Source organism: Rhizobium sp. Root1220 (assembly GCF_001426265.1).
Lineage (GTDB): Bacteria > Pseudomonadota > Alphaproteobacteria > Rhizobiales > Rhizobiaceae > Rhizobium.
In genome coordinates, this window is sequence record NZ_LMDG01000032.1 from 227655 (window position 1) to 252812 (window position 25158).

The following is a 25158-nucleotide window of genomic DNA, read 5'->3' on the forward strand; positions in this document are numbered from 1 at the left end:
CGGGAAAGAACGAGTTCGCGACGGCGCTTGGCGAGTTGGCGATCAAATGGAAAAACTGAAGTAGGTGAGGCAACCATGACAACGCCGGCAGACCGTGTTTTGGCAACCGGGAAAACCCAGGTTAGCGTAGTCGTCGTCATCGTAACGTTTAACAGTGCCGATGCCTTGCCGGCCCTATTGGATTCCCTTGGCGATGGCTTGGAGGGCGTGGATCGCTTTGAAGTTGTCGTTGTCGATAATGATTCAAAGGACGGGTCAGCTGAAATCGCTGAGGACCATCCCCTGCGTCCGACCGTTATACGTACGGGTCGAAATGCTGGCTATGCAGCAGCAATCAATATTGCTTCCCAAAGAGCCGATGCCGGAGCCCATCTCCTTATCTTAAACCCTGACCTCCGGCTTTATCCAGGCGCTGTCAAGCCGCTGATCGAACAACTAGCAATGTCGAAAGTCGGAGTTGTTGTTCCGCTCAACTACAAGGAGGACGGATCCATCGACCCAACCCTGAGACGCGAGCCCTCGATCGTTACCGCATGGTCGGATGCTATTTTAGGCGGCAATTTGGCTGCTCGACTTGGGCTGGGCGAGATCGTTGGCGAACTTGGCCACTACGATCGCCGCCGGTCTGTCCAATGGGCAACGGGATCGGCGCTGCTTGTTGCGTCCGAGGTCCGCAAAATTGTCGGGGAATGGGATGAAACATTTTTTCTCTACAGCGAAGAGGTAGATTATCAGAGAAGGATTCGCGACGCGGGATTTGATATTGTCTATGAACCGCGATCGAAGGTGATGCATGCTGGGGCAGGAAGTGGCACGGGGCCTCGGTTGTTCGCGCTTCTGACCGCCAACAGGATTCTCTACTACCGCCGTCACCACGGGGCGCTGCGAACCTCACTCTTCAAATTGGGAGTGTTCGTAGGACATGCAGCCCGATCATGGCGCGGAGCTTCACATCGCGCCGCGCTGATGAGTGCATTGGCTCCACTGCGCGCCGCTGCTGCATTTGTGGAAAGTACGAGAAGCCAGCATGGCTAAGGCAGATGGATACCAGATCGTTAATTTTCACGGTATTGGAGAGCCGCTGCGTGATCTTGAGCCCGGCGAAGCGGACTATTGGCTTAGCCATGATCGTTTTCTCAATGCCCTTGATCGCATAGCCTCTCATCCCGCGCGCGAAAGAATTTACATCACCTTCGATGATGGAAATGCTTCCGACCTTTTGATCGCTGCACCTGAGCTTTGCCAACGCGGTCTTCGTGCGGAGTTTTTTGTCTTGACCGGCCGGATAGGGCAAGTGGGTTCTCTTGCTGCAGATGACATCCGTACCCTTATTGCTCTGAAGATGGGGGTTGGCAGCCACGGCGTCGATCACCGCGATTGGACGCGGCTGACGGCCACTGAACTCCACTACGAACTCGAGGCGTCAAAAGCGCAGCTTGAGGAGATATGTGGTTGTCCTGTCGACGCGGCTTCGATGCCGTTTGGATGGTATAATTCCTCGGTGCTAGAGCAGATACGAAATGCGGGGTACAGGGCTGCTTACTCAAGTGGCGGAGGCAGCGCAGAACTGCAGGGCTTTCTCAGGCCGAGGAACTCAGTGCGATCACAGACGGAGGACAGAGCTCTGGACGATATTCTGTCGGGACAGATCCCTTTCTGGAGAAGGCTCCGTAACGCGGCGCGAACGAGGTTTCGAGTGTAAACATCAGCCCAGTGGCTTTCGGAAGGCTTTCGGCGACGAGCATTGACAGGACGGAGAGACTTCGATGGTGAAATTGCTGCTGCTGGCGCCCACTTGCAATGGAGAGGATGTTGGCGAGGCATGGGTGGCATATCAGTGGGCTCGGCGGCTCGGTGAGCGTCACGATGTGACGTTGCTGACCTATCATAAGAAAGGGGCGACGCCTGCCTCTCGGCAACTGAGTAACATTAGAATCGTCGAGTGGAGCGAGCCACCGATCCTTGGCCGGGCAGAGCGACTGAACAGCATTCTGAAGCCTGGTTATGTTCCCTTTTACTACCGTGCACGACGTTGGATACGCCAAGCTCTAAAGGACGGCATACGGTTCGATGTTGTGCACCAGCCTGTTCCAGTCGCAATGCGATACCCGTCGCCGGCGGCAAATCTCGGGTTGCCACTGGTCATCGGGCCAGTTGGAGGTGGCCTCAATACCCCTCCTGGTTTTACTGGCGAGGATAACTCGGCGCCGTGGTACAGTCGGCTGCGCAATCTAGATCGCCACCGCCTGCGCTGGGATCCTCTCCTAAGACGAACTTACACGAGTGCCGACTGCGTTCTCGGTATAGCGGGATATGTTGAGGAACAGCTGTCTGCAGTGCCTGTTCGACGCTTCGAAGTCATGAGTGAGACAGGTATCGACATCATGCCTCCGCCGATAATCCGATCCGGACAAGCTGGTCCGCTGAAGCTCTTGTACGCGGGGCGTTTAATTCGGACGAAGGGCGCACAAGACATTATAAACGCCATGTCGCTGTTGCGTGAGTTGCCAGTAGAGCTCGCGATTGTTGGAGATGGTCCCGATCGCAGAGAATGCGAGGCATTGATAGCGTCGCTTGGTCTTTCCGAGCGGGTTTCTCTCGTGGGTTGGCGTCCAAAAGATGAGCTTCCCGGATTCTACCGAAATGCAGATGTCTTTGTCTTCCCAAGCTACCGTGAGGCGGGCGGGAACGTTGCACTCGAAGCGATGAGCTTTTCACTGCCGCTGATCGTGGTTGATCGCGGTGGCCCCGGAAGTGCGACCTCGGATCTCTGCGCAATTAAGCTTGGAATCTCCACTCCAGATGCACTTGCTGTCGATATTGCCGCTGCCATACGCAGGCTTGCGGTAAATCCCGATTTGCGCACGCGCATGGGCGCTGCGTCGTACATGCACGCGACGCAAACTGCTTTGTGGTCCGCCAAACTTGACCGCATGGATTCAATTTATGCCGACCTAATTGACAACGACAGAGCAGGGACAGCGATGCCCGGGTTGGAAAAGCAGAGGGCCGGCGTCGAAATCACTATGCCTTAATCAATTTGGACGACGCAAATATCAGAAGTATTAATCGCGGTCGGAGGTGATTGTGACTACCATTTTGCCTTGGCCATTGATTGAGTTCTAAGGCTTTCGAGTGCAAGCGAGGCCGGGTAGAAAATGACAGTAAGCAACTACCAGGGGCCTCGGTCAGGGCAGATAAACCTACGCAACTCGACAGTCGCTCAAGGCGCACAGCGTCCGGTCAACCTCGCGCCGACCCGGAGATCAGCTTTTGCCCAGGCCGACCAGACTCGGTCGGGATGGCCGGTTAAGGTTTTTCTCACAGGACTGCTTATCCCGTGGGTGCTGCCAATAGGCCCGCTCAATCTTTCGGTATATCGAATTATCCTCCTGCTCGCGCTCCTCCCGTGCATTGTCAGTTGGTCGCAAGGGAAGGCGGGGAAAAAAAGAGTCGCCGATTTCGGCATTCTTCTTTTCTGCTTATGGGCAGCTATTTCCTTTGCTGTCGTACAGGGCATCGACCAGACAATTGAGCCGGCGGGTATTCTCTTCATTGAAACGATGGGCTCCTACCTACTGGCTCGGGTTTGCATTCGCAATGCTCAGGACTTCCGCAATATGGTGTTGTATGTCACCAAACTGATCATATGCATGCTGCCATTTACTGTTTATGAGTGGGTGACCGGGACGAACTTGCTGCTTCTCGCGTTTGGATCGATATTCCGGACGGAGGCAATAACATGGATGGCGCCCCGGATGGGCTTTTCGCGTGTCCAGGGGCCATTTAACCATTCGATATTGTTCGGTACTTTCTGTGGAAGCATGCTTGCGCTCACATGCCTGGCGACGAAAGGAAAGCTGTCGGGGACTTCGCGCGGCATTTTAACCGGTTTAGTGGGATTTTCCGCATTCCTGTCGATGTCGTCAGCCCCGATGGCCGGGGTGGTTCTACAGATCGCCTTCCTGCTGTGGAATAAGGTTCTTGGCGGCTTCACCGCTCGCTGGAAGCTACTTTGGGCAATCGGATTCATCGGTTATCTGATTGTTGAGCTTGGTTCCAATCAGACACCTGCACAGTTCTATGTTTCGCATTTTACGTTTGATCAGCAGACAGGCTGGTATCGGCTTTGGATCTGGGAATATGGGTCTGCATCCGTCGCTAATCATCCAATTTTCGGAATCGGGCTGGGCGATTGGGCGCGGCCACCATGGATGGGAGACAGTGTTGATAACTTTTGGCTATTGATGGCAATGCGGCACGGCCTGCCCGGTTTCGTGTTCTTGGTCCTGTCCCTACTTTGTATCTGGGTCTCTGTCGCCAAGAAAACAGATATCGATCCTGATACTGATGTATGCAGGACATCATATCTCATCTGTATGGGAGCCTATGTCTTCGTTGGCTCCACCGTGCACTTCTGGGTGGCCGCATACGTTTGGTTTTTCTTCCTTGTTGGCTCCGGCGTGTGGATTCTTGATTGCAACCCCCGCCAGCGACTGGAACGCATTGGCGACAAGGTTCGCAAGTTGCCGGCGCGTTGTAACGTTGTGCAGACCGAACCGGCTGATCGAGGTGCCATTGTGCCAGGCACGAACCCACCATTCAGCAGTAAGTCGCCGTCACCTAGTTGAACACGCGTGGCTACTGTCCGATAAGTGCTCGATAACGCTGACGATCGGCCGAGATGAGTGTCGAGAACCGAGCGAAGTGAGCTCGATCGCCGATTTCCGATGCAAGACCGCAGGCCCTATTGACCCTCTCGCGCCCAAAACGCCCTGACGAGGCGGGATATCAGTCAAGCAAGGCCCCATGGTCCTGAGACCGCCGCGCCGCAAAACGCATCGCCGCAACCGTCCTTCTGGCCAAGAGATATCGATGACGCATCAGACCAAACGAGGGGCAAACACCATTGATCACATTCTGAAGTCTATCTGTGGCAAGCCAAGCAACTAGATAGCCGAAAACATTGCAAAAAGCCGGGGACCGGTCTTGCAAAGCGAACGCCGGCGACGGCGCGCCACTTAGCGATGGCCTCACGCCTGTTGGTCGTCGAAAGCGCTTTAGCGCTTTTTACCGGGCTAGATGTGTCGCTGCGGCGTACAAGCCCTTTGCTCGCCGCCACTCGCTCGCAAGCAATACGATAGCAATCCCAGTCATTTCCAAAATCCAGTACCACTTGAAGCCTAGGAACCGGCTCCTGAAGAAGACATCAAGATGATGAAAAGATGCCGCTCGAATTAGCACATAACCAAGTACAAACGTTGAACCGATAAGCGCCAGCCACGTCTGAATTGGGAACTTTCTGGCCCAAAAGAGAACCAAAGGTGTTACGGCAACGCATACGGTTGCAACGCCAATGATAAAGTAAATCTGCACAGTCTGGCGTTGCTCATACCACCCGCCAGAATAAGCAATCATACGTCCCAGTTCCGTCATAGCAGACTGGAGATCAAGTTGCTTGTTTATACCAAGAAAGAAAAAAACTACGGAGATTGCACGCCAGACGTAGCCGTCGGAGTATTGGCCCCGACTTTGGCGGAGGACGATCCCCGTAGTCTTCCAGCAACTTGCACCGGCAAGAAAGTACAGAACAACGGTAATCCATCCGCCGATCGTCGGGTCACCAATCCCGGGTTCCCAATCAAAATTCTGCGTCACTCTCGATCCTCAAGTCATCTGTGCTTAGGAGAGACACGTGATTAGCCGCTGAACCGTTGCTGATCCGCGCTTCGCGTGCTGTTCTACGATCTCTCATCGCCAGGCACCAACGATCTGCATGACCTTCCTTGATGCTCGCTTGGGATTTCGGATCGCCTCCTTAGCGGGCCGCAATATGTCTTTGTAGTTTCCGTATTTGTTTATCGGAACCTTCGATATCTCCTTCCAGCGGGCTTCAATAGCCTGGAAATATATGTCGCCCTTTCGCCTCAGTTCCGGCGGAAGGGATAGCATGTCCACATAGTTTGCTCTTGATATTATGGGGTGAATTTCGTGATGCCTTGGCTTCACATATGAATCGCAAAATCCCCACGTGCTCATCCGCAATTCAAGATAAGCAAGATCCAATATAAGGAAAGTGTCGAAATGGGCGAGGGGAGCAAGCCAAGCATCCACCGCCTCCACCACCTCGGCGGTCCGTGCCAGCTTCAACCTTGCCACCAGACCTTTGGCGTCGATTGCGGTGTCTTGTTTGGCATTCAGCCAGAGGAAGCCGCGGCCAACTTCTCCCCCAAGGCCACCGATGAAGTACTGTCCTTCGAGCGGCTCGACGCTGGGATGCATCTTGACGTTATTTCCGCCGACGCAGTGGCCAGCCCTGAAGCGCCAAAGGTCCGCTTCAGCGACGGTTGCCTCGCGGTAGGGCAGGACGTCATGTCTCAGGCCGAACTGGCGCGCCAAGCGCTTGGCGCAAGCAACATCCATATCAGCGGTGGGCGCGGCTACGGTCACGAAAGTTAGGTTTGCAAGCAGCTGTCGTGAACATGCCAACAGAAGTCGCGAGTCATTGCCTGCAGTTAGCGCCACACTGGTGCTTCCGGCGCGCGCAAGGATCTGCGTCGTTTGAGAAATGCGATCGCAAATTCTCGCGCAAACCGACGCTGGATCTTTGGATATCTCGATCGGGGCGACTGGCCAGTGGCGTCTTGTCGTCCAGTTGTCTAAATCCAGGTAGTGATTGCAAAGGAGGCGTGTGATGCCCTCGTGCGCCGTCAAGCCGGCCGTGAACCAACCAGCGTCCTCAACGTCGAGGGTTTTGTAGAGCTCCGCTCGAAATCGCCTCTGATATTCATCGGTGTCGAGTAGAACCGAAGCGGTCGCGCCGGCAACCCTTGCCTCCTGATCATATACCACCGACAGTGTGCCATCGGCATCAAGATAGATGCGTCTCGAGCCGAGGGCGCTGAGGATGAACAGAAAGCTTCCAGTCAGTCTATAAATGTTTTTCTCAACAAAATCATCCAGATTTCGGACGTCATCCAGCCTGCAGTCCAGTCTGTATTGCCCATCGACGATCGAGTTTCGGTCTAAGTCGATGGGCATGCCTATAAGCAAGCCAATGGAACGGTTTTCGGCATCCAGCACCGGCACAGCATTGGTTGTCGGAGCCAAATTTAGGACAAGCGCGCCGAGTTGACGCTGTTGCCAGCCTCGCGGGCAGGGCTTGGCGACAGTCGAAATGACGAATTGTCCGTCGAAGTTATCAGATCCCGGCAGCAGCATATTCTTTCCTTGGATGAGAATTGCTTTGGTAATGCAGACTAGACCGCAACCCGGCGAAGCTTGCCAAGCTTATCCGTTAGTGATCACAAAAGTAAGCGTATGAGGGGTCATCTTATTGGATGAAAATCCAAGTATGTCGGAAGGACTATCCGCATCCCAGCTTGTTTTATCGCTGAAAGCGATTACCTCGCGATGGCCACTTGCGGGCCGTCCAAAGGAGCGGGCGAATAGAACACCGCGCTGTCGACCATCCCGAATGTTCTGCCGCAAGTTAACTAGTCCCCCCCGACCCTGCTCACCTGAGAGCGTCAATCCAAATTCTAGAGTTTGCGACGTCGGCCGTTGGGCTTCCGGAGGCTATGGAATGAAGATTTTGAATGGAGTATGTCGTCATTGCCCGAAGGCTGTGGCAATTAGCTCGGTGAGCTTTTGCGCCTAATCTCTCGCCTGGTCTGGCCGCCAAGAATGAAATAGGCAGCCCTTTTGAAGGCTGGCGATATAAGGAGCCTAATATTCGGTGGATTGTCCAAAAAGCTTGCCAGAAGAAACTTTCTCGCTGTGGTTGTCTTCCCAAGCTTAAAAAAATATCTACTGGCTCCGATCATCAATAGAGATCTTTGAGTTTTTAAGGTCTTTAAAATATGTCGATTTTTACGAAGTATACGTAGATACCCTATGAGCTCTTTACGAGTATTCATGGATATGCTGTCAGCTGAAATAAAGCCGAGCACAACCGGTGCCAAATCTTCGTAGATGGTGGTGTGCTGAGCCAGCCGGATTGCGAATTCCCAATCTTCATTTGCACTCGCGCACTCGTCAAACCAGTGCGTTCCGGGGAAGCAGCCCTTACGAAACAGCGCGTTCTGTACGCTGATGCGGTTCTCGGTCAAAAGTCGCGCCAACTGGTTTTCGCCGACACTAAGCCGTCCTTCCGGCGGAGGTGCATGCAGTATACGCGTGGGGCCATAGTAGACAATTTTTGCTCCCGTCACGACCCCTACGTGCTCGGGGAGCGACGAAAGAAGCTCAAGCTGTCGTTCGAGTTTGTTGGGAAGCCAAACATCGTCGCTGTCTTGAAACGCTATGTAGTCACCTTTGGCGTAGCCAAGGCCTGTATTCCGCGCAGCACCGGCGCCGCCGTTCTGAGGTCGTCGTACATAGCTTACCCGACTGTCGCCTACTCCGCGCACCACACTTTCGATATCCTCGGAAGAGGCATCATCGACGACAATCAGTTCAAGAGTCTTGTGTGATTGGATCAAAACGCTATTGATCGCAGCGACTAAACTGTGACTTCTGTTGAAGGTTGGAAGTATGACAGAGACAATGTTAGGCATAAAGACTCCTTGCGCAGTTCCGTAGTCGCTCGCCATCATATTCATCTTTGGCTGACAATGTAATTTTCTCAATAGGTGGTAGCAACTCGCTTTCATACAGAGGTAGTGGTCGCCCTTCGCCTCGGAACTGCGCGCCGCGGTGCCCGAAGTCGCTGCCGAATTCGCGCATGTTTCCGGTCTGGCGTCCGGCATGATCAAGACCAAGATGCTCGGGTGCGCTTTCCCCAACCTGATCCTGTGAAGAAGCGGCCGGCCACGCCCCCGTTCGGGACAGTTGCTATTTGTGCCGCAGCTCTCGATGTGGTTCGCATCGGTCGGCGTGAGACATTGGACAGCGAGCGGCGGCGGCGAGAGCAACACCGGGGAGCCGGCCTCCTTCCGCGACGTACCGGTTGTAGTACCCGCTTCGATCAGCTTGGCGGGGAGGCTGCCCGTAACCCACCGGAGGCTGGGCGAGAGGTTGCCAGTGACAGCCTGCGGCGTGGCGAGCCGGGTCGGCAGTGATGATCGAACCACGCGAGAAGCTGCCCGGGATGGTGCTTGTCACTACTAGTATGCGGGTGCCGCACTGAGGTGATAGCCATTCAGGTTCTCTAGTTGGCTGGCGGAACGGAAGCGCCGTCGTCCCAGAGGTTGTTTTGCCAGCGGTTGCCTTCCGCCTTGGAGTCGAACGAGGTAACCGGTCCGTAGATGCCGCACTTGCCGCTGCCGCCGCGCCGGAAGATGTTGTCGGTAAACACGATGTCATGCGCGTTCGGGTATGGCTTCCCCGCGGTGGAACCCCCGTACACGCAGTACGAGCTGGCGGCCGGACCGAAGAGCCCCTCGCGGGACTCTATGAGGTTATTGGTGAACGTGTTGTTGTTCACCGTGCCGAAGTCACCATAGCCGGAGATTGCCGCAGAGCAGCCCGATCCTTCACCGCCGTTGGGGTTGGGGTAGGAGATGGCATCGCAGGAGATCGTGTTGTGCACGAACGTGCCGTGTGAATCGTGCCGGATGCCGGACTCGTGGTCGATGCCACGTTTGTCGCCGTACTGGCCGTGGATATAAGAGTCGCGAATCTCGCAGGTGTCGTTGCAGTTCACCGAACGAGAGCCACCTGACACCTCGACACGGAGGAGCTTGAACCTGGCCTCACCGATCACTGTGGCTGTGGAGTCTGGCCCACGAACTTCGGAGTCCGTCAGGCTATAAGACCCGTTCAGGTAGCAGCAGTCGGAGTGCACTGTACCGTTGATGATCGAGTTTGTGATGGCAATGTTAGGACCAAGGAGCCGGAGCTGATCGCAGGTGATCACCTTGCGGTCAATCTTCACGTTTGCTGCGGTGATCGAGCAGGATCCGGTATACGGAGTCAGGCTCGACTTGAGGTCATCCGGGACGCCCGTATTGGTCTCATTTGGGAAGCTGCGTCCGAGTACCACGATGCCACCCGTGGAGGTCGAGGTGGGACTTGGAGTCCGCGAAGGCATCTCAGCGACAGTCGGAGTTGCATACTGCGAAGCCGGGGGCGAAGCACTCGGTGTGCGGCTGATGGACGTGGTTACTGCGTCGGCCTCGAAGTTCACATTGATGGCATAGTTCGGGGACTTGTAGGCGGAGGTGGTGAACTCGATCCTGGTGCCGTAGTTGCCGGTTGTCGCTGACAGGGAGGTGGTGGTGTTCGGCCGGACGTCGGTGTTTGCTGCGGCGTAGTCGGTATTGACGACGAACTGAAGCCTCGCGATGCCTTTCACCGGCGAAAGCACCTCCTTGCCATCGGTCTGGGTAACGATTGCCGGATCGTCGCTGATGAATATCTTCGGGGAGGGCGACTTGACGCCATTGAGACCCCCGAGTCGCTTGTAGTCAGCCGGGCTGGCCGCCATCCGTTCCGGCCCTGAGCGCGAATTGACAGTCGCTGCAGTAACCACCGGGGTCGCAACTGCGCTTGTGGCGAACATCGATGCCGACGCCGTCAACGCTGCAAGTGTCTTCATCGTCCTCTCCGTCGCCACCGTCGGCATAAATCGTCACGCTCACCACACGGATGTGCAAACTTCTCACAGCAGCCGGATATGCTCCCCATAAAACTGTACTCTCTCTAGAGTAGAGATTAGGGGACCGGCGGCCGGCAATCTGGTGGTGACTAAACCCCCGTTACCCATGGGCTGCTGCGCGCTAGAGTATCGCGATGCTGCGTCCCGCGATCCCGTCTGCGAGTTCGATTGCTTGGCACAGCCCAGTGGTGCAACGAAGGGCGAAGCCGTGGGTGCGGAGGCACAGTATCGGTATCAGTCGATAAGACATCAAAAACACGGGGGCCATTCACCAGATCGTGCTGCCGAAAGTATTGTATTTTGAAGCCTTCGATTTCGGTGCTTTCGAAAGGGATTGTGATTTTCGATTTCCACGGAAGCCGCCAGACGGGCGGCGCGAAACGCTTCGCCGATCCTCGCGGCGGGAGTGCTCTGGAGCACTGAGTTGTACACTTCCAATTGAAAATCGACGGCCCGCTGCAATCCGAAACGGTTACTCACAAACCGCCTGCCAAACTGGCCGAGTTCAAGGCGTCGCGCCGGCTCGCGAATAAGGGGCGCGATTTGTGCCACCAATCGACCCGGTCCGCATGCGCCATCTGCCAGTCCGTAGAAGCCTTGTCTCAAAAAAAGCTCACAGCTATCTTGACTAAACAGCTCGGAGAAAGCTTGCTCCCCTTGAACAATGAGCGGGCGCCCGATTGCCAATGCTCGAAGTGCGGAACTTCCCATAGCAATGACAAGGTCGGCCGCCGCATAGGCACTACGCGGATCGGGGTCAGCGCCGGTTAGTGTAACTACCTCACGTCCGTGGCGCCTATTTACCTCATCGGCACGACATTGCAGTGCACCCCGGGCTGGCCCATCTCCAACCAGAACGAGTTTCACTGAGTTTAAGCTTGCAAGCTGATTCACTGCGTCGATACCCCTTACAAGTGCATCGAGCTTAAGATCAAGGGCTAGACGAGAGACACTCACGATCAAGAACTCTTCGTCCGCTATACCATGCGCGGACCGAAACTCCTTGCCGCTGATTTGGGGATTATCGCGTTCCACGTCGATAGGCGGCTCAAGCACCCAGACGTCGGCCCGATGACGCTTGCGCGCTTCTTCGCCGAGTTCAGCCGTCCCCATAATCAGCGGAACCGACGCGGGAATGTGTGGCATGACCTGCATGCTCAGCACCGTGCATAGGAGCGGAACACCGAGAGCCAGGGTAGCGCCAAAATAGGAGTCGAGGCATGGCGGCCATTCGTACGCATGGATGAGGTCAATTTGCTCTCGACGAGATATTGCCGCAATTTGCGCAATTCGCGACGGCGCAGGTCGATACTTCAGGTCGTTAGCCGGCAGGAAGCGGAGCCCCCTTTCTCTGATGTAATCCACAAGCGGCCCGGGGATACCGTAAACGGTAACGTCATGGCCCCTTTGGGCAACTCCAGCAGCAAGGTCAATCGCGTTTATTTGGCTGCCACCAAGCGCCAAATCGTGTGGATATACAAGAACACGCAATACGCTTCTCCATTAAAGCTGCGTTGTAGACATACGTAATCGATAACCTATCCCAAGTTCCAATTTTTATTGGAGAATAAATAACATCAATATCAACTTTCGGTAATTAAATCATTCAAAAAGATTTGAAATGTATTGGAGTTTATTGGCCTTATGCGTTTTGTCTAATACTTTTGGGTAGATTAAATACCGATTTTTGCTCGCTTTACTGGGTGGTGCCAAAGTAGTTTTTTGGAGCTCTGGCTAATAGTTGAGCAGAGGCGTAGCCCGGCTCGCTGCTCTCACGGTTCTGAGTAAATTTAACAGGGGATCTTAACGACATGATTGCACCGAGCGTCACCTTGGGTGACGGCGTCGTTATCCACCATCCAGATTTGGTCAACCTCTACGGCTGCTCAATCGGCGCAGGCACGCGCATTGGCACGTTTGTGGAGATCCAAAAAAATGCCTTCGTCGGTGAAAACTGCAAGATTTCGAGCCACTCTTTCGTCTGCGAAGGCGTGACGATCGAGGACGGCGTTTTCGTTGGTCATGGCGTCATGTTTACCAATGACCTCCATCCGCGCGCGGTCAATCCTGACGGAGGCCTGCAGTCCGACGCGGACTGGTCTGTCACGCCCACCTTGGTCAAGCGATACGCTGCAATCGGCAGCAACGCCACCATCGTCGCAGGTGTGACGATCGGCGAGGGCGCGCAAGTGGGCGCCGGCGCGGTGGTCACCAAGGATGTGCCTGCCTATGCAATTGTTGCCGGTGTTCCGGCAAGGATCATCGGCCGCGCAAAAGATGCGCCTGTCGAAGCTATTTCATCCGGGAGAGCAAGATGATCGGTATCGCCGTCGTCGGATATGGCTATTGGGGACCGAACCTGGTCCGGAATTTTGCCGAAACGCCAGGTGCGCGGCTGGTTTGGGTTTGTGACCTCAACAAGGATCGCCTCTCCACGGTTCAGCTGCGCTACCCAGCGGTACAGATAACGGATGACTTCGACGAGGTTCTGCGTGATCCCCGGGTCGACGCCATCGCCATCGCAACGCCTGTATCGGCTCATTACAAGCTCGCCATGAAGGCGATGATGGCGGGCAAGCATGTCTTCGTTGAAAAGCCCATGGCATCGACTTCCGACGAAGCCCGCCGCATGGTCGAAGAGGCAGCACGTCGCCGCCTCATTTTGGCTGTCGACCACACCTTCATTCACACCGGCGCTGTCCGCAAGATGCGGGAGATCATCGAGAATGGTCTCGGTGAAATGTACTACTACGATTCAGTGCGCGTTAACCTCGGCCTCTTCCAGCATGACGTCAGCGTCATCTGGGATCTTGCCGTGCACGACCTGTCCATTATGGATTATGTCTTGCCCGAGAAGCCAGTCGCGGTTTCCGCGACAGGCATGGGCCATGTCGCCGGCGAGCCGGAGAATATCGCGTATCTCACGCTGTTCTTCGAAAGCAAGCTGATCGCCCACATCCATGTGAATTGGCTTGCTCCGGTCAAGGTACGGCGCACGCTGGTCGGCGGCAGCAACAAGATGATTGTCTACGACGATCTTGAGCCCAGCGAGAAGATCAAGGTCTACGACAAGGGCATCACCCTGAACGGCAACGCCCAACGAGACGGCGAGAAGGTGCATGAAATGCGTGTTGGATATCGCACCGGCGATATGCACGCGCCGCAGCTCGATATGACTGAAGCCTTGGGCCGGGAGCTGAAACAATTCATCGATTGCGTTGCATCGAACGAGCAGCCCATTGCTGACGGTCATGCCGGTTTGCGTGTTGTTCGAACACTTGAGGCGGCCACGCTGTCTCTTGCCCAGCGCGGACGCGTCATCGAACTTGAACAGGCGAGGCTTATTGCATGATTCCGCTTCTCGACCTGAAAGCCCAATACGCCTCGATCAAGGGCGAAGTCGATGCGGCGGCGCTCCGTGTGCTCGCATCGGGTCACTACGTGCTCGGCGAAGAAGTGGCGCGGCTGGAGGAGGAATTCGCCGCCTATTGCAACGCCAGGCACGCGATCGCAGTCAATACCGGCACAAGCGCCCTGCATCTGTCGCTGCTCGCCGCGGGCGTCGGTCCGGGTGACGAAGTCATCACGGTCTCGTTCACTTTCGTGGCAACCGCCTCGGCCATCTGCTACACGGGCGCGCGCCCGGTTTTCGTCGACGTCGAGCCCGTGACACTCACTATGGACCCGACGAAGCTCGAAGCGGCGATAACGCCGCGTACCAAGGCCATCGTGCCGGTCCACCTCTATGGCCAGATGGCAGATATGGACGCCATCAGGGCAATTGCCGACAAGCATGGGCTGCCCGTAATCGAAGATGCCTGTCAGGCGCACGGCGCCGAGTACAAGGGCCGGCGCGCTGGAAGCATCGGCGTTTCAGGATGCTTCAGCTTCTATCCGGGCAAAAATCTCGGCGCGTGCGGCGAGGGTGGCATCGTTGTGACCAGCAATGATGAACATGCCAAGACGATCCGCATGTTGCGCGACTGGGGACAGGAGCAACGCTATCACCACTTGCTCAAAGGCTTCAACTACCGGATGGACGAGATCCAGGGCGCAATTCTTCGCGTCAAGCTCCGGTATCTCGAAGACTGGACAGAGGCTCGGCGCGCCCGCGCGGACCGATATTCTGCTTTGCTCGCCGGATCGCGCGTGGTGCGCGCGCCGGTTGCTGTCGCGGATCGACGCCATGTCTATCACGTCTACGCCGTACGAAGCCACGATCGGGAGCACTTGCAGCATGCGCTGCGGGCGGACGGCATTCATACCGGCCTCCACTACCCCATACCGGTCCACCTCCAGAAAGCCCATGCCGATCTCGGCTACCGCACCGGTGATTTGCCCGTGTCGGAAGCCGCTGCGCGTGAGGTGCTTTCCCTTCCGATCTATCCGGAGCTGACGCTCCGACAGGTTGAGCAGGTTGTCGCCGCCGTGGAGCAGGAAGCCTATGTCAGTTGATCCCGTCCCGGCCGGCCGCCTTGTACAAGCTGTCCATGGTCGACAGGAGCAACTCGCCGACCCGGATTACCAAGTCAAACTGGCCGAAGAACTGAAGCGGTCCTATGGGCCCGCTGGCCTTCTCGAGCTTTACGCGCGTTTTGCAACCGGCGACGGCGTGGTCGATACGTTGATGCGGAAGGTTATCTGGAAGAGTCTCGCCCGCAGCTGTGGCGCCGGTTTGCAGATTGGAAGCGGTGCGGGTTTCAAACATCCCGAAACCTTCGAGATTGGTAGCGGCGTGTTTATCGGCGCACAGGCCTACATCCAAGGCAGATATGACGGCACCTGCAGGATTGGCGACAATGTCTGGATCGGGCCGCAGGCCTATTTCGACGCCCGCGACCTCGTTCTCGAGGACTGCGTTGGCTGGGGACCCGGAGCCAAGATCCTCGGTTCAAGTCATACCGCGATGCCAGTCGATGTACCGATTATCCGCACCGATCTCGAGATCAAGCCGGTGCGCGTCGGCGCTTGGGCCGACATCGGGACAAACGCCACCATCCTGCCGGGCGTCAGCATTGGCAAAGGTGCAATCGTCGGCGCGGGAGCGGTCGTCGTTTCGGATGTCGAACCATTTTCAGTCGTCGCCGGCGTGCCGGCCAAATTCATCCGCTGGCGTGAAGACTGCGATCCGTCAACAGCAAAGAGGCTGGACTAGCCATGAAAGACAAACGAATCCTGATCACCGGCGGCGCGGGCCTGATTGGTTCACACATTGCTGATTTGGTCGCGCTCGAGGAGCCGCGTGAGATCGTTGTCCTTGACAATTTTGTCCGCGGGCGGCGCGAAAATTTGGCCAACGCGATCAACGCGGCACCATTGACCATCGTCGAAGGCGATATTCGCGACCGTGCGCTGCTGAAGGACGTGGTTGAGGGTGTCGATCTCGTCTTCCATCAGGCAGCAATCAGAATTACCCAATGCGCCGAAGAGCCGCGTCTGGCTTTTGATGTTCTGGCAGGCGGGACGTTTGATGTGATCGAAGCGGCCGTTCAGGCGGGTGTGTCGAAAGTCGTGGCAGCATCTTCGGCCTCCGTGCTCGGGCTAGCCGAGACTTTCCCGACCACTGAGGATCATCATCCATATAACAATCGTACAATCTATGGTGCTGCGAAGGCCTTCAACGAGGGCTTATTGCGCAGTTTCGCAGACATGTATGGTCTGCGTTACGTGGCGCTGCGCTACTTCAATGTCTATGGACCAAGGATGGACGTCCATGGCGCGTACACGGAGGTGCTGATCCGCTGGATGGAACGTATCGCGAGTGGCTTGCCGCCCATCATCCTCGGCGACGGCACCCAGACGATGGACTTTGTCCACGTGCACGACATTGCCCGTGCCAATGTGCTTGCGGCAAAGTCGGCAGTCACCGACGAAGTGTTCAATGTTGCTAGCGGAACGGAAACAAGCCTGCGTGAACTCGCCAAGTTGCTGACCCACGTCATGGGTGCTTCAATGGAACCGCAATACGGCCCGGCCCGGAAAGTGAATGCCGTGCCCCGGCGTCTTGCATCTACCGTCAAGGCGGAAAGACTTCTCGGGTTCAAATCGCAGATCACCATGGAGCAAGGTCTTCGTGATCTCGTAGCCTGGTGGCGAGAGGAGAAGACGCTCAGTGCTGGAGTGGCGGCATGAGCCAAATTCCCGTTGCGAAGCCCGTTCTCGATGAGCGTGAAGTTGAGGCCGTTCGTCGCGTGATCTTGTCTGGATGGGTGACACAAGGCCCCGAGGTTGCGGCCTTCGAAGAAGAGTTTGCCGATTTCGTCGGAGCAGCGCACGCCTGTGCCGTCTCCAACTGCACGACGGCACTTCACCTGGCTCTTATGGCGGTGGGTGTTACCGCCGGCGACGAAGTGATTACCGTAAGCCACTCGTTCATCGCGACCGCGAATGCGATCCGTTATTGCGGTGCTGTACCTGTATTCGTTGATATCGAGCGTGAGGGCTTCAATATTGATCCGGACTTGATCGAGTCGGCGATCACGCCGCGGACTAAAGCAATCATCTGCGTGCACCAGCTTGGCATGCCGTGTGATCTGCGCCGCGTCGTTGAGATAGCCAGTCGACGCTCGATCCCGGTGATCGAAGACGCTGCTTGCGCTACTGGAAGCGAGATCTTCTGGAAGGGCCGATGGGAGAAGATCGGCAAACCGCACGGTGATATTGCCTGCTTCTCTTTCCATCCGCGTAAAGTTGTTACAACAGGCGACGGCGGCATGCTGACGACCGCCAACCCCGAATACGATCGAAAATTTCGACTGTGGCGACAGCACAGCATGAGCGTGAACGATACGGTTCGCCATGGCTCGCGGCAGGTCATCTACGAGAGTTATCCCGAGGTCGGGTATAACTACAGAATGACGGATCTGCAGGCTGCGGTCGGGCGGGAACAGCTCAAGCGACTTCCCGAGATTGTCGCTCGCAGGCGAGAGCTAGCTGAAATGTACCGCAGGAGTTTCGACGCGGCTTCGGGCATAGGGCTCCCCATTGAGCCAAGCTGGGCGCGTAGCAACTGGCAAAGCTTTTGTGTGGAGTTGCCCAATGGATGGGACCAGAGGGCAATCATGCAGGCGTTGCTAGATCGTGGCATCTCCACCCGACGTGGCATCATGAACAGCCACCTTGAGCAAGCCTATGCTGGGACGGGATCACATCGAGTCGCGACTGGCATGCAAAATAGCCTGAGAGCCCAGGATCGAACGATCATCTTGCCATTGTTTGTGCAGATGACAGACGTTGAGGTTTCTCAAGTGGCGAGCGCGCTTCAGAGTGCGCCAGTCTATCTCGAGCCGGCAACGGTTTAGCAGATTGTAACGCACAACCTTTCAGCCGTCTCGACCCGGCTGAAAGGTTGTGCGTTTTCACATCCCGTCAAGTTGACCTAAGGACCCAGGGGCGGATCGCCCGCGGCAGGACTTCCGGCGGCACAAGCTCGACCAGGGTCTTCAGGGAGTAAAGCCCCGTCGCAACTGTGGTCAGTGAGCCAAGCGCTGTTGCCTGCCAGAGGGGCAAGAACTGGAACGACACGAAGACCAGTCCTGACAGCGGAAGGTACATCAGTATGAGCCGCCGGTTAGTCGCAGACCACCGGAATTCCGTGTAGCGCCGGGCAATCCAGTATATCAGAAGACTGTGCCAGACATAGAGCCCAAAAAATGCGAGGCCCGGACCGACGGCGCCGAATGTCGTAACAAACAGCCACGCCAGGCCTACATGCACAACGGTCGCCGCCACCTCCGTCCAGAAGAAGATTTTCTGTGCTCCCTTTGCCAAAATGATGAATCCGATTGGCCAGGCGACGATACGGAGCATCATTCCGAGGCATATCCAGCGCAGGAGGTCGACGGCAGCGGAAAACTCCGGAGAGTAAAACAAGCGCATGACAAGTGGTGCGAGGGTCAGCGTGGCGAGCAGGCCAGGGCCTGCCAGCAACAAGCTGACCTGTGTCTGTTCGTTGACAAGGCGGTTGCACTCGGGATTGTCGGTAGCCACGGCAGTTAACCGCGGGTAGAAATCGGTGCCCATCGCCTGTAGGATGAAGCCGGCATAGAGGCCGCCCAGTGCCCATGCCGCCTGGTACAGCCCGGCGGCGGCAATTCCCTCGTGGTTCAGCACAATAATGCGGATCGCATAGGCGCTACCAAATGTCAAAAATCCACTGATCATGAAGATGAAGCCGAGTCTGAGCAGGCCAGCGGCTTCATTCCGCAATTCTTGCAGCGATAGGCGGCATGAATTGATACGGATTTTGCGACTGAACCACCAGGAGGTGGCGAGCGTGGTTGCCGCTACGCAAACCAGCGATGCAGCGATGCCGCGCTCGCCGAAGAAGTAGATTATCGGGATGCTGATCACGGTACTAAAGAAAGCGCCCAAGACGTTGATACGAGCTAGGCTTGCTATGTCCCGCATGCCTTGTAGCAAAGCCGCTTGCCCTCCAGACATGACTTGAAAAAAGATGACCACTGACAAGAGAAGCACGGCGGCAGCATGCCGATCATCCCCAAAAGTGAGCCTTGCTATCGGCGCCGCCAGGCACGCCATCAGCAATGCGCCCACGAGGCCCAGCACCATTGATATACGCCGCAACGCAGTGGCCGTCCGGGCAATTCGGTCGGCATCGCTTGTCCCTGCGGCTTCGGCGATCTGGCGCACCCCGCTGGCATTCAACCCCAGCCCGGCAAGCGTGTGGCCGATGTCCGCGGTCGCGCTGTAGAGTCCCATCAAACCGACACCTTCCGGTCCCAACAGGACCGCCATCGCCTTGTTGCGAACGATGGAGAATCCGACGTTCACAATCGATGAGCCGCCGATGAGCGCAGTCGACTTGAGGATCTGTAAGTGGCTCTTTGTGCTGATGGAATCTGAATGCAACCCCATAAACTCACACTACCTTCGAACGCACGTCGCACGTCGAAGTGCCCGCCACGCGTATTAAGTCGGCCAGCTGTGGCTCCGTTGCAGGAATGCGAACGAAATAAGCAAATCGTCGCTCCCGTGGGCTCTGTATCATTGACTGGCCCGATCAGGATGCCCGTCGTCTGAGGATGCCGGCGCTGTCGGCATAGAAGCCTGCGAAGACTGCCGGCTGACCTTGATGACGTCTCCCGGCAAAAGCGCCGTGGTCTCGGAAGCGCCCACTTCAACCATTTTGCCGTCGTCTCGCCGAACTATGCTGAAGATCAACGGGAGCTTCTCGCTTTGATGCGTCTGGGCTCCATTTTGCGACAGGTTGTCCAGCATCAATTTTTGGCTGGTTTCCCGTTTTAGCTTCAATTGTACGATTAGCGCCCGTTCAGATTGTAATGCAGATGCGACTTCTGTTTGCCGCTCGTCCGCAACTCCTTGAAGATCTCTGGTGGTCTGGCTAATGCTCTGGCGTGCGCGCATGATCGCCGTCACGATATCCAGCCGGTTGTCCTGATAGCTCCTGAGCACGCGCTCGACTTCGCCTTGCCGGGTTGCAACGACCGCGCCCCTCGAAACCAACGTGGCAATGCTATCGACCTGTTGCTGCATCGATTTGATGTTTGCATCAGTGCTCTTGGTCTTTTCGTCGAGCACGTGGATTTCCTCGGTTAAAAGATCGAGTAACTCCGATAGAGATTTCGTTTTGCGATCGAGGGCGTTGGCGCGAGCGGCAAAAATCGCCTTTTCCTGATTGTAGATAGCAGCGGTGAATTGGTCGGTATTGCCAGGCTGCTTTTCGAAGTCGAGCACCTTGGCACCGGACATCTCCGCCTGCAGCCGTTCAATCTTGGCGCCACTCCGAATGATGGAATCATCGAGTTCTTTCAACTCGCCCACTAGTTTGGTCACATCAAGTGAATTCTGGAGTCCGTCGACCGAACGAATTTCGCCACCGCTCATTGCCAAGGCTTGAAGAACGCTTAGCCGGGGGTGATACGTGTATTCGCCCGGCTTGGCCACGTCACCCACGACGTAAATCGGAGCGTATTGGAGCACCTCGACCAAAGTCGCCGGCGTTTCGACCAAGCCGATCTTGTCCTTCAGACGGATGCCGATCTCGGCAGCAAGGCCGGCGTTGTCAAGATCGCCGACTTGGATGCTGCCCAGCACCGGCATAACTATCGTTTTCTCCTCCGAAACCGTATATTCTCCTCCGAGCGAACCCCACTGTTCGTAGACGCCTTTGGTGGGAATCCATTGCACGACCGTCAGCTTGATCTTGGTTTCGGGTGGCAACGGAGAGCTCTCTGCGGATCGGGGCATCAGTGCCGCGAATGCAAGCAAGGCGAACAGCCCTACGTCTCCCCGAAAGGCGAACCGACGAGCACCGGAAAATAGGCGCATGTATGTCTCCAGTATGCCGAGATAACTTTAACGTATTATCGATGCTGGCGCCGCTGTGGAAGTATTAAGACTGCAGAATTTACTCCTCACATGAGGTGAAGATACATGCGGCCGTCAGGCATCATTCCGTTGGGATTATCGAATATGGAAGAGTGTGATGGCAATAGCGAGCTCGCTACCAAAATGGACTAGGCACCATCGCAATTGCATTCGAGAAACATATACGACGTAATGCGGGCATCACCAAAAAATAGGCTCCCATAGACATGAATTTTAGTTTGAAGCGACTTTGATGGGAAGGAAGGCGACGCGGGGTGCTTGCGGCGACGGGATTCACCGTTGTCTCGGGCTTCAATGGCAATCGCTGCCTTCGACCCTAGCCAAATGTACTAGGAGTCGCATCCACTATCGATGAACTACCGCGCGGTGCGGAACTGACCCAAGATAGACGCTCTATCAAACACCCCTTGGTTCTTAAGTTCGGGTGATCTCGCAATGGACGCTATCGATGTACGCTTCTACCTATCTATTCTTCTGCGGAGGCTACCGTATCTTCTCGCCATTGCCAGCCTATCGACGGTTATTGCCTTAGCCATCGCGCTGCTGCTTCCGCGTTCTTATCAGTCAACAGCGAAGATTCTGGTTGAGGCTCCGCAAATTCCCGCCAATCTGGTCCGATCGACTGTTTCGACGAGTTCGCTGGAACAACTGCAGATTATTCAGCAGCAGATTACCACCCGCGACAATCTCGTTGCCCTGGCAGGCAAGCTCGATGTCTATGGCAACGATAAGGATAAGCCGTCGATCGACGGCCTCGTCAAGGATATGCGCTCTCGCATAGCTTTTGAGGAGTTGCCGCTCGGCAACGGAGGCGAAGCAACGGTCTTTAGTGTCGCGTTTGAAGCCGGGACGGCAACGTTAGCGGCAAAGGCGGCCAACGAACTAGCTTCGATGATACTGATGAGCAACCAACGCCAACGGACAGACCGCGCAGGTGACACGCTGCAGTTCTTCAACGACGAGGTGACAAGGCTGGACAGTGAACTGGAAAGGATCGAGGCCGACGTTCTCAAGTTCAAGACCGAAAACAAGGATACGCTACCTGAAAGCCTCGAATTCCGCCGCCAGCAGCAAAGCAGCCAGCAGGAGAGGTTGATTTCACTCGGACGTGAGGAAGCGGATCTTCGCACGAGACGGAGCATGCTCGTCGACAATTTTATGATCACGGGCCAGGTTGCCAGCGCCGGTCCTATTAGTGCCGAGCAGCAGATGCTTCTGGACTTGAACAGGGCGCTGAGCGAACAACTCGCGATCTTTTCCGAAAACAGCCCCAACATTCGCGGGCTTCGCGCTCGCATAGAATCCCTGCGTGCCAAAAGTGTTTCGAATGGTGTTTCGGCAGTGGACAAAAAGGTGCCGTCCGGCCTCGATTTGCAGCTGGCGGATATCGACAAGCGACTGCAATTCATTCAGCGCGAGCGGGCGGCTTTGACGCAGACCATCGGCGGCCTCACCAGATCCGTCAGTGCGACACCGGCCACCGAGACTGGATTGAACGCCCTCGAGCGCAATCTCGTGAACATTCAGACGCAATACAACACCGCCATAGCAAGGCGAGCCGAAGCCTCTCTGGGAAAGCAGATCGAGGTGCGCGCCGACGGTGGGCGGTTCTCGTTGCTTGAACCTGCGACACCGCCTGAGAATCCACTGCGGTCACGTCGCCGCATGATCGTCATGGCGGGCGCTATGGGTGGGATCGCGCTCGGTCTGGCGTTCATCGCCCTTATGGAGATGTTGAACAGAACCATACGGAGGCCATCGGAACTTGCCAATTTGCTCCAGCGACAGCCACTAGCGATCATACCTTATATCGCACCTGCGGAGGATGCTGCGCCATCGCGAGGTATGCTCCATGCCGCCGGTTGGCGGGGAGCACTCAAACGCGGGTGATTCGACATGCGTCCGCCGCGAAAAAAGACACTTCGAGACAGAACCGTTGAGGCAAATGGCATGGAACAAACAGTTGTATCGGCGCAAAATCCGGCGGCACACCGCGATGGTGATCGGATGCCGGTATCTCGCTCGCAGGAATTGAGTCAAATCGCATGGGACGCACTCTCACCGCTCGTCATCGACCACGATGCTATCGCGCGCAATCGTATTGTGACCGCGAACCGGTCGGACACGGCACATGTCGCCTTCGACATGTTGCGGACAAAGCTGCTGCAGGAGTTGCGGCAAAACAACTGGACGTCTGTCGCCATCACGTCTCCGACGCCGGGCTGCGGTAAGACCTTCGTTGCGGCTAACCTTGCATTCAGCCTTGCCAATCAGAAGGATTGTCGAACACTCTTGCTCGACCTCGATCTGCGGCGTCCCCAGGTCGGCAAAACGCTGGGGATCAAGAACGCGGCCTCGATGGAGAGCTTTCTGAAGGGGGAGATCGAGGTCGGCGACACCTTTTTGCGCCACGAGGAAAATCTTGCGATTGCGGCCAATAGGAAGCCGGCGCAGTTTTCCGCAGAGTTGCTGCAGAGCACCGCTTCCACTGACGCGCTGTTTGAAATGAAGCAGCGCATGATGCCGGATATCATCCTTTTCGACCTGCCACCGATGCTGTCTACCGACGATGTGCTGGCTTTCCTGCCTAACGTGGATTGCGTGATCCTGGTCGCGGCGGCGGAACACAGTACACTCGCCGAGGTCGATGTGTGCGAGCATAGCCTTGCTGCCAAAGCCAACGTCCTGGGCGTCGTCTTGAACAAGTGCAAGTTTACGCCTGAGAAGTACGGCTACTGACACCCTTTGCGGTAGGCAGAAAGACGGATCATCTCAGAGTTTGAATTTCCGCGATTGACACGATGGCTCGGGCCAGCTTGGTCGCTATCGGCTCCGATACGCGCCAACGGACATCATCTGACGGTCATGTCTCAGTTCATTCCGGACAAGATCTCTGATTGTCTCGGCGTGCGTCCGCTCGCAGCCAACCCAAATGAAATGCTGGGGTGCCTAGCCGGTTGCTGCTTGCCGCAGCGCTTCGTTGAGCATCGGCGTCGTGCCCGCAGCGGCAGCGGTGCGGTGAAGCCAATTGACCACCAGTTCGCCAGCCGAGCAAAGCGCTTGCTCCTCGGTCGGCCCATCGATTTCAAGGAGGGCGCGTAGTCTTGTTCCCGTCGGCGGGGCCTCGGCGCCAATGCGCAGGATCGCCGGCAGGGCGGTCTCCTCGCCGGCGAGAATGATGTTCTGAGCCTTCGGTACACCACCTCCACCAAGTCCGAGCAGACGACAAAGTGACTGAGCCTCGCATTAACTGCCCAGTTCGCGCCGGGCATGCTCTCGCCTGCATGCTGGACGATATCGCTGTCCATCTCGCCCGCTGCGTGTTCGACGCTGCGGATCGTGTAGATGCGCATGACAATCTCGTCTGCGCCGCTTGGCCAGTAACTATGTCCGAGCGCAGATACGGCCAGTTGGGCTGTCGTCCCGCAGCCGCCATGTCAACCGTGTCTTCTCAGCGCGAACCCAAGGCAGGCTTATTTTTGTGCATGTCATAATTTGCTTGATTTTTAGGCTAATATCCCGCAATTCAGATCGGAGCTATTCACCGACGTTCCGCAAATGGATTGCTTGCTGCCAGTGGCAAAGTCCCCACCGTTGAAATCCAGCCTCAATGTTCTTGTCATTGACGAGAACGGGATACGGGCATCAATCATAGAGCTTGGTCTGCGTGAGGCAGGCTATGATCGCGTGACCGTGATCGACGACATGAACGGGCTGGCGCGCCGGATCGAGGAGATCAACCCGGACGTTATCGTCATCGATATAGAGAATCCGAACCGCGACATGCTGGAGAGCATCTTTCAGATATCGCGCGCGGTGAAACGTCCGATCGCAATGTTCGTCGACAAGTCGGACGAGGATTCGATCGTCGCCGCGGTCGAAGCGGGAGTGTCTGCCTATATCGTTGACGGTCTCAAGAAGGAACGGGTCAAGCCCATCCTTGAGATGGCGGTAAGCCGCTTTAACGCTTTCAGTCGTCTGCAGCGCGAGCTCGCCGATGCGAAGTCGGCACTCGAGGAGCGCAAGGTCATAGACCGCGCCAAGGGCGTCCTGATGAAGGTGCGTGGCCTGTCGGAGGAGGAGGCCTTCGCCCTGCTGCGGCAGACCGCCATGAATGAGAAAAAGAAAATCGCCGACATTGCCCAGAGCGTCGTCACTGCCGCCGGGCTGCTGATGTGATCGCGACC

The 25158-nt window shown here is 56.4% G+C and carries 20 protein-coding genes; 13 read left to right on the top strand and 7 right to left on the bottom strand.

Annotated features, from left to right (window positions below; translation table 11 throughout):
• The first annotated feature begins 75 nt into the window (after positions 1-75).
• The 4 genes from ASC90_RS18115 to ASC90_RS18130 all read left to right on the top strand — a co-directional run bounded on the left by ASC90_RS18115 (position 76) and on the right by ASC90_RS18130 (position 4631).
• On the top strand, positions 76-1035 hold the full coding sequence (locus tag ASC90_RS18115) for a glycosyltransferase (protein WP_056543105.1): 960 nt from the start codon (positions 76-78) through the stop codon (positions 1033-1035).
• Positions 1028-1702: a polysaccharide deacetylase family protein gene (locus ASC90_RS18120; RefSeq protein ID WP_056543107.1), complete on the top strand. Its 675-nt coding sequence runs from the start codon at positions 1028-1030 to the stop codon at positions 1700-1702. Before ASC90_RS18115 ends, ASC90_RS18120 begins: the two co-directional genes overlap by 8 nt.
• A 64-nt stretch (positions 1703-1766) precedes the next feature.
• Entirely contained in the window at positions 1767-3035 is a 1269-nt protein-coding gene (locus ASC90_RS18125; RefSeq protein WP_082519969.1) for a glycosyltransferase family 4 protein, read from the top strand.
• A 123-nt stretch (positions 3036-3158) separates the two neighbouring features.
• Complete coding sequence (locus ASC90_RS18130) at positions 3159-4631, top strand: O-antigen ligase family protein (RefSeq protein ID WP_056543109.1); 1473 nt, start codon at positions 3159-3161, stop codon at positions 4629-4631.
• Positions 4632-5070: 439 nt separating this feature from the next.
• Here ASC90_RS18130 and ASC90_RS18135 read toward each other — a convergent pair whose 3' ends face one another.
• The 5 genes from ASC90_RS18135 to ASC90_RS18155 all read right to left on the bottom strand — a co-directional run bounded on the left by ASC90_RS18135 (position 5071) and on the right by ASC90_RS18155 (position 12091).
• On the bottom strand, positions 5071-5658 hold the full coding sequence (locus tag ASC90_RS18135; RefSeq protein ID WP_056543110.1) for a hypothetical protein: 588 nt from the start codon (positions 5656-5658) through the stop codon (positions 5071-5073).
• Between the two features lie 93 nt (positions 5659-5751).
• The gene (locus ASC90_RS18140; protein ID WP_082519970.1) at positions 5752-7221 is read right to left on the bottom strand and encodes a hypothetical protein; all 1470 of its coding nucleotides are present in this window, start codon (positions 7219-7221) and stop codon (positions 5752-5754) included.
• A gap of 413 nt (positions 7222-7634) precedes the next feature.
• Positions 7635-8558, bottom strand: a complete 924-nt coding sequence (locus tag ASC90_RS18145; protein ID WP_082519990.1) for a glycosyltransferase family 2 protein — start codon at positions 8556-8558, stop codon at positions 7635-7637.
• Between the two features lie 593 nt (positions 8559-9151).
• The gene (locus ASC90_RS18150; protein WP_056543113.1) at positions 9152-10540 is read right to left on the bottom strand and encodes a hypothetical protein; all 1389 of its coding nucleotides are present in this window, start codon (positions 10538-10540) and stop codon (positions 9152-9154) included.
• 309 nt (positions 10541-10849) lie between these two features.
• Positions 10850-12091: a glycosyltransferase family 4 protein gene (locus ASC90_RS18155; RefSeq protein ID WP_082519971.1), complete on the bottom strand. Its 1242-nt coding sequence runs from the start codon at positions 12089-12091 to the stop codon at positions 10850-10852.
• A 320-nt stretch (positions 12092-12411) separates the two neighbouring features.
• Between ASC90_RS18155 and ASC90_RS18160 the strand changes: the two genes are divergently transcribed.
• Genes ASC90_RS18160 through ASC90_RS18185 form a run of 6 tightly spaced genes read left to right on the top strand, consistent with a single transcriptional unit; the run spans position 12412 to position 17901 of the window.
• Positions 12412-12918: an acyltransferase gene (locus tag ASC90_RS18160; protein ID WP_056543117.1), complete on the top strand. Its 507-nt coding sequence runs from the start codon at positions 12412-12414 to the stop codon at positions 12916-12918.
• Positions 12915-13952, top strand: coding sequence for a Gfo/Idh/MocA family oxidoreductase (locus tag ASC90_RS18165; RefSeq protein ID WP_056543119.1), 1038 nt, complete (start codon positions 12915-12917; stop codon positions 13950-13952). Before ASC90_RS18160 ends, ASC90_RS18165 begins: the two co-directional genes overlap by 4 nt.
• Positions 13949-15055: a DegT/DnrJ/EryC1/StrS family aminotransferase gene (locus ASC90_RS18170; RefSeq protein ID WP_056543121.1), complete on the top strand. Its 1107-nt coding sequence runs from the start codon at positions 13949-13951 to the stop codon at positions 15053-15055. The genes ASC90_RS18165 and ASC90_RS18170 overlap by 4 nt, the downstream gene beginning before the upstream one ends.
• Entirely contained in the window at positions 15045-15755 is a 711-nt protein-coding gene (locus ASC90_RS18175; RefSeq protein ID WP_056543122.1) for an acyltransferase, read from the top strand. Before ASC90_RS18170 ends, ASC90_RS18175 begins: the two co-directional genes overlap by 11 nt.
• Before the next feature lie 2 nt (positions 15756-15757).
• Positions 15758-16732, top strand: coding sequence for an NAD-dependent epimerase/dehydratase family protein (locus tag ASC90_RS18180; protein ID WP_056543124.1), 975 nt, complete (start codon positions 15758-15760; stop codon positions 16730-16732).
• Positions 16729-17901: a DegT/DnrJ/EryC1/StrS family aminotransferase gene (locus ASC90_RS18185; RefSeq protein WP_056543126.1), complete on the top strand. Its 1173-nt coding sequence runs from the start codon at positions 16729-16731 to the stop codon at positions 17899-17901. Before ASC90_RS18180 ends, ASC90_RS18185 begins: the two co-directional genes overlap by 4 nt.
• Positions 17902-17968: 67 nt before the next feature.
• Here ASC90_RS18185 and ASC90_RS18190 read toward each other — a convergent pair whose 3' ends face one another.
• Both ASC90_RS18190 and ASC90_RS18195 read right to left on the bottom strand, forming a co-directional pair.
• Complete coding sequence (locus tag ASC90_RS18190; protein ID WP_056543127.1) at positions 17969-19477, bottom strand: O-antigen translocase; 1509 nt, start codon at positions 19475-19477, stop codon at positions 17969-17971.
• A 129-nt stretch (positions 19478-19606) separates the two neighbouring features.
• Complete coding sequence (locus ASC90_RS18195) at positions 19607-20911, bottom strand: hypothetical protein (protein WP_056543129.1); 1305 nt, start codon at positions 20909-20911, stop codon at positions 19607-19609.
• A 495-nt stretch (positions 20912-21406) separates the two neighbouring features.
• Between ASC90_RS18195 and ASC90_RS18200 the strand changes: the two genes are divergently transcribed.
• The 3 genes from ASC90_RS18200 (at position 21407) to ASC90_RS18215 (ending at position 25150) form a co-directional block, all read left to right on the top strand.
• Entirely contained in the window at positions 21407-22861 is a 1455-nt protein-coding gene (locus tag ASC90_RS18200; RefSeq protein WP_056543131.1) for a Wzz/FepE/Etk N-terminal domain-containing protein, read from the top strand.
• A 60-nt stretch (positions 22862-22921) separates the two neighbouring features.
• The gene (locus tag ASC90_RS18205; RefSeq protein WP_056543132.1) at positions 22922-23710 is read left to right on the top strand and encodes a CpsD/CapB family tyrosine-protein kinase; all 789 of its coding nucleotides are present in this window, start codon (positions 22922-22924) and stop codon (positions 23708-23710) included.
• A gap of 837 nt (positions 23711-24547) precedes the next feature.
• The gene (locus ASC90_RS18215; protein WP_244480413.1) at positions 24548-25150 is read left to right on the top strand and encodes an ANTAR domain-containing response regulator; all 603 of its coding nucleotides are present in this window, start codon (positions 24548-24550) and stop codon (positions 25148-25150) included.
• The last annotated feature ends 8 nt before the right edge of the window (positions 25151-25158 follow it).

Bases quoted from the DNA above. Each gene is read 5' to 3' on its own strand.
- ASC90_RS18115 (WP_056543105.1), top strand. From the start codon at position 76: ATGACAACGCCGGCAGACCGTGTTTTGGCAACCGGGAAAACCCAGGTT.
- ASC90_RS18120 (WP_056543107.1), top strand. From the start codon at position 1,028: ATGGCTAAGGCAGATGGATACCAGATCGTTAATTTTCACGGTATTGGA.
- ASC90_RS18125 (WP_082519969.1), top strand. From the start codon at position 1,767: ATGGTGAAATTGCTGCTGCTGGCGCCCACTTGCAATGGAGAGGATGTT.
- ASC90_RS18130 (WP_056543109.1), top strand. From the start codon at position 3,159: ATGACAGTAAGCAACTACCAGGGGCCTCGGTCAGGGCAGATAAACCTA.
- ASC90_RS18140 (WP_082519970.1), bottom strand. From the start codon at position 7,221: ATGCTGCTGCCGGGATCTGATAACTTCGACGGACAATTCGTCATTTCG.
- ASC90_RS18145 (WP_082519990.1), bottom strand. From the start codon at position 8,558: ATGCCTAACATTGTCTCTGTCATACTTCCAACCTTCAACAGAAGTCAC.
- ASC90_RS18150 (WP_056543113.1), bottom strand. From the start codon at position 10,540: ATGAAGACACTTGCAGCGTTGACGGCGTCGGCATCGATGTTCGCCACA.
- ASC90_RS18160 (WP_056543117.1), top strand. From the start codon at position 12,412: ATGATTGCACCGAGCGTCACCTTGGGTGACGGCGTCGTTATCCACCAT.
- ASC90_RS18165 (WP_056543119.1), top strand. From the start codon at position 12,915: ATGATCGGTATCGCCGTCGTCGGATATGGCTATTGGGGACCGAACCTG.
- ASC90_RS18170 (WP_056543121.1), top strand. From the start codon at position 13,949: ATGATTCCGCTTCTCGACCTGAAAGCCCAATACGCCTCGATCAAGGGC.
- ASC90_RS18175 (WP_056543122.1), top strand. From the start codon at position 15,045: ATGTCAGTTGATCCCGTCCCGGCCGGCCGCCTTGTACAAGCTGTCCAT.
- ASC90_RS18180 (WP_056543124.1), top strand. From the start codon at position 15,758: ATGAAAGACAAACGAATCCTGATCACCGGCGGCGCGGGCCTGATTGGT.
- ASC90_RS18185 (WP_056543126.1), top strand. From the start codon at position 16,729: ATGAGCCAAATTCCCGTTGCGAAGCCCGTTCTCGATGAGCGTGAAGTT.
- ASC90_RS18190 (WP_056543127.1), bottom strand. From the start codon at position 19,477: ATGGGGTTGCATTCAGATTCCATCAGCACAAAGAGCCACTTACAGATC.
- ASC90_RS18195 (WP_056543129.1), bottom strand. From the start codon at position 20,911: ATGCGCCTATTTTCCGGTGCTCGTCGGTTCGCCTTTCGGGGAGACGTA.
- ASC90_RS18200 (WP_056543131.1), top strand. From the start codon at position 21,407: ATGGACGCTATCGATGTACGCTTCTACCTATCTATTCTTCTGCGGAGG.
- ASC90_RS18205 (WP_056543132.1), top strand. From the start codon at position 22,922: ATGGAACAAACAGTTGTATCGGCGCAAAATCCGGCGGCACACCGCGAT.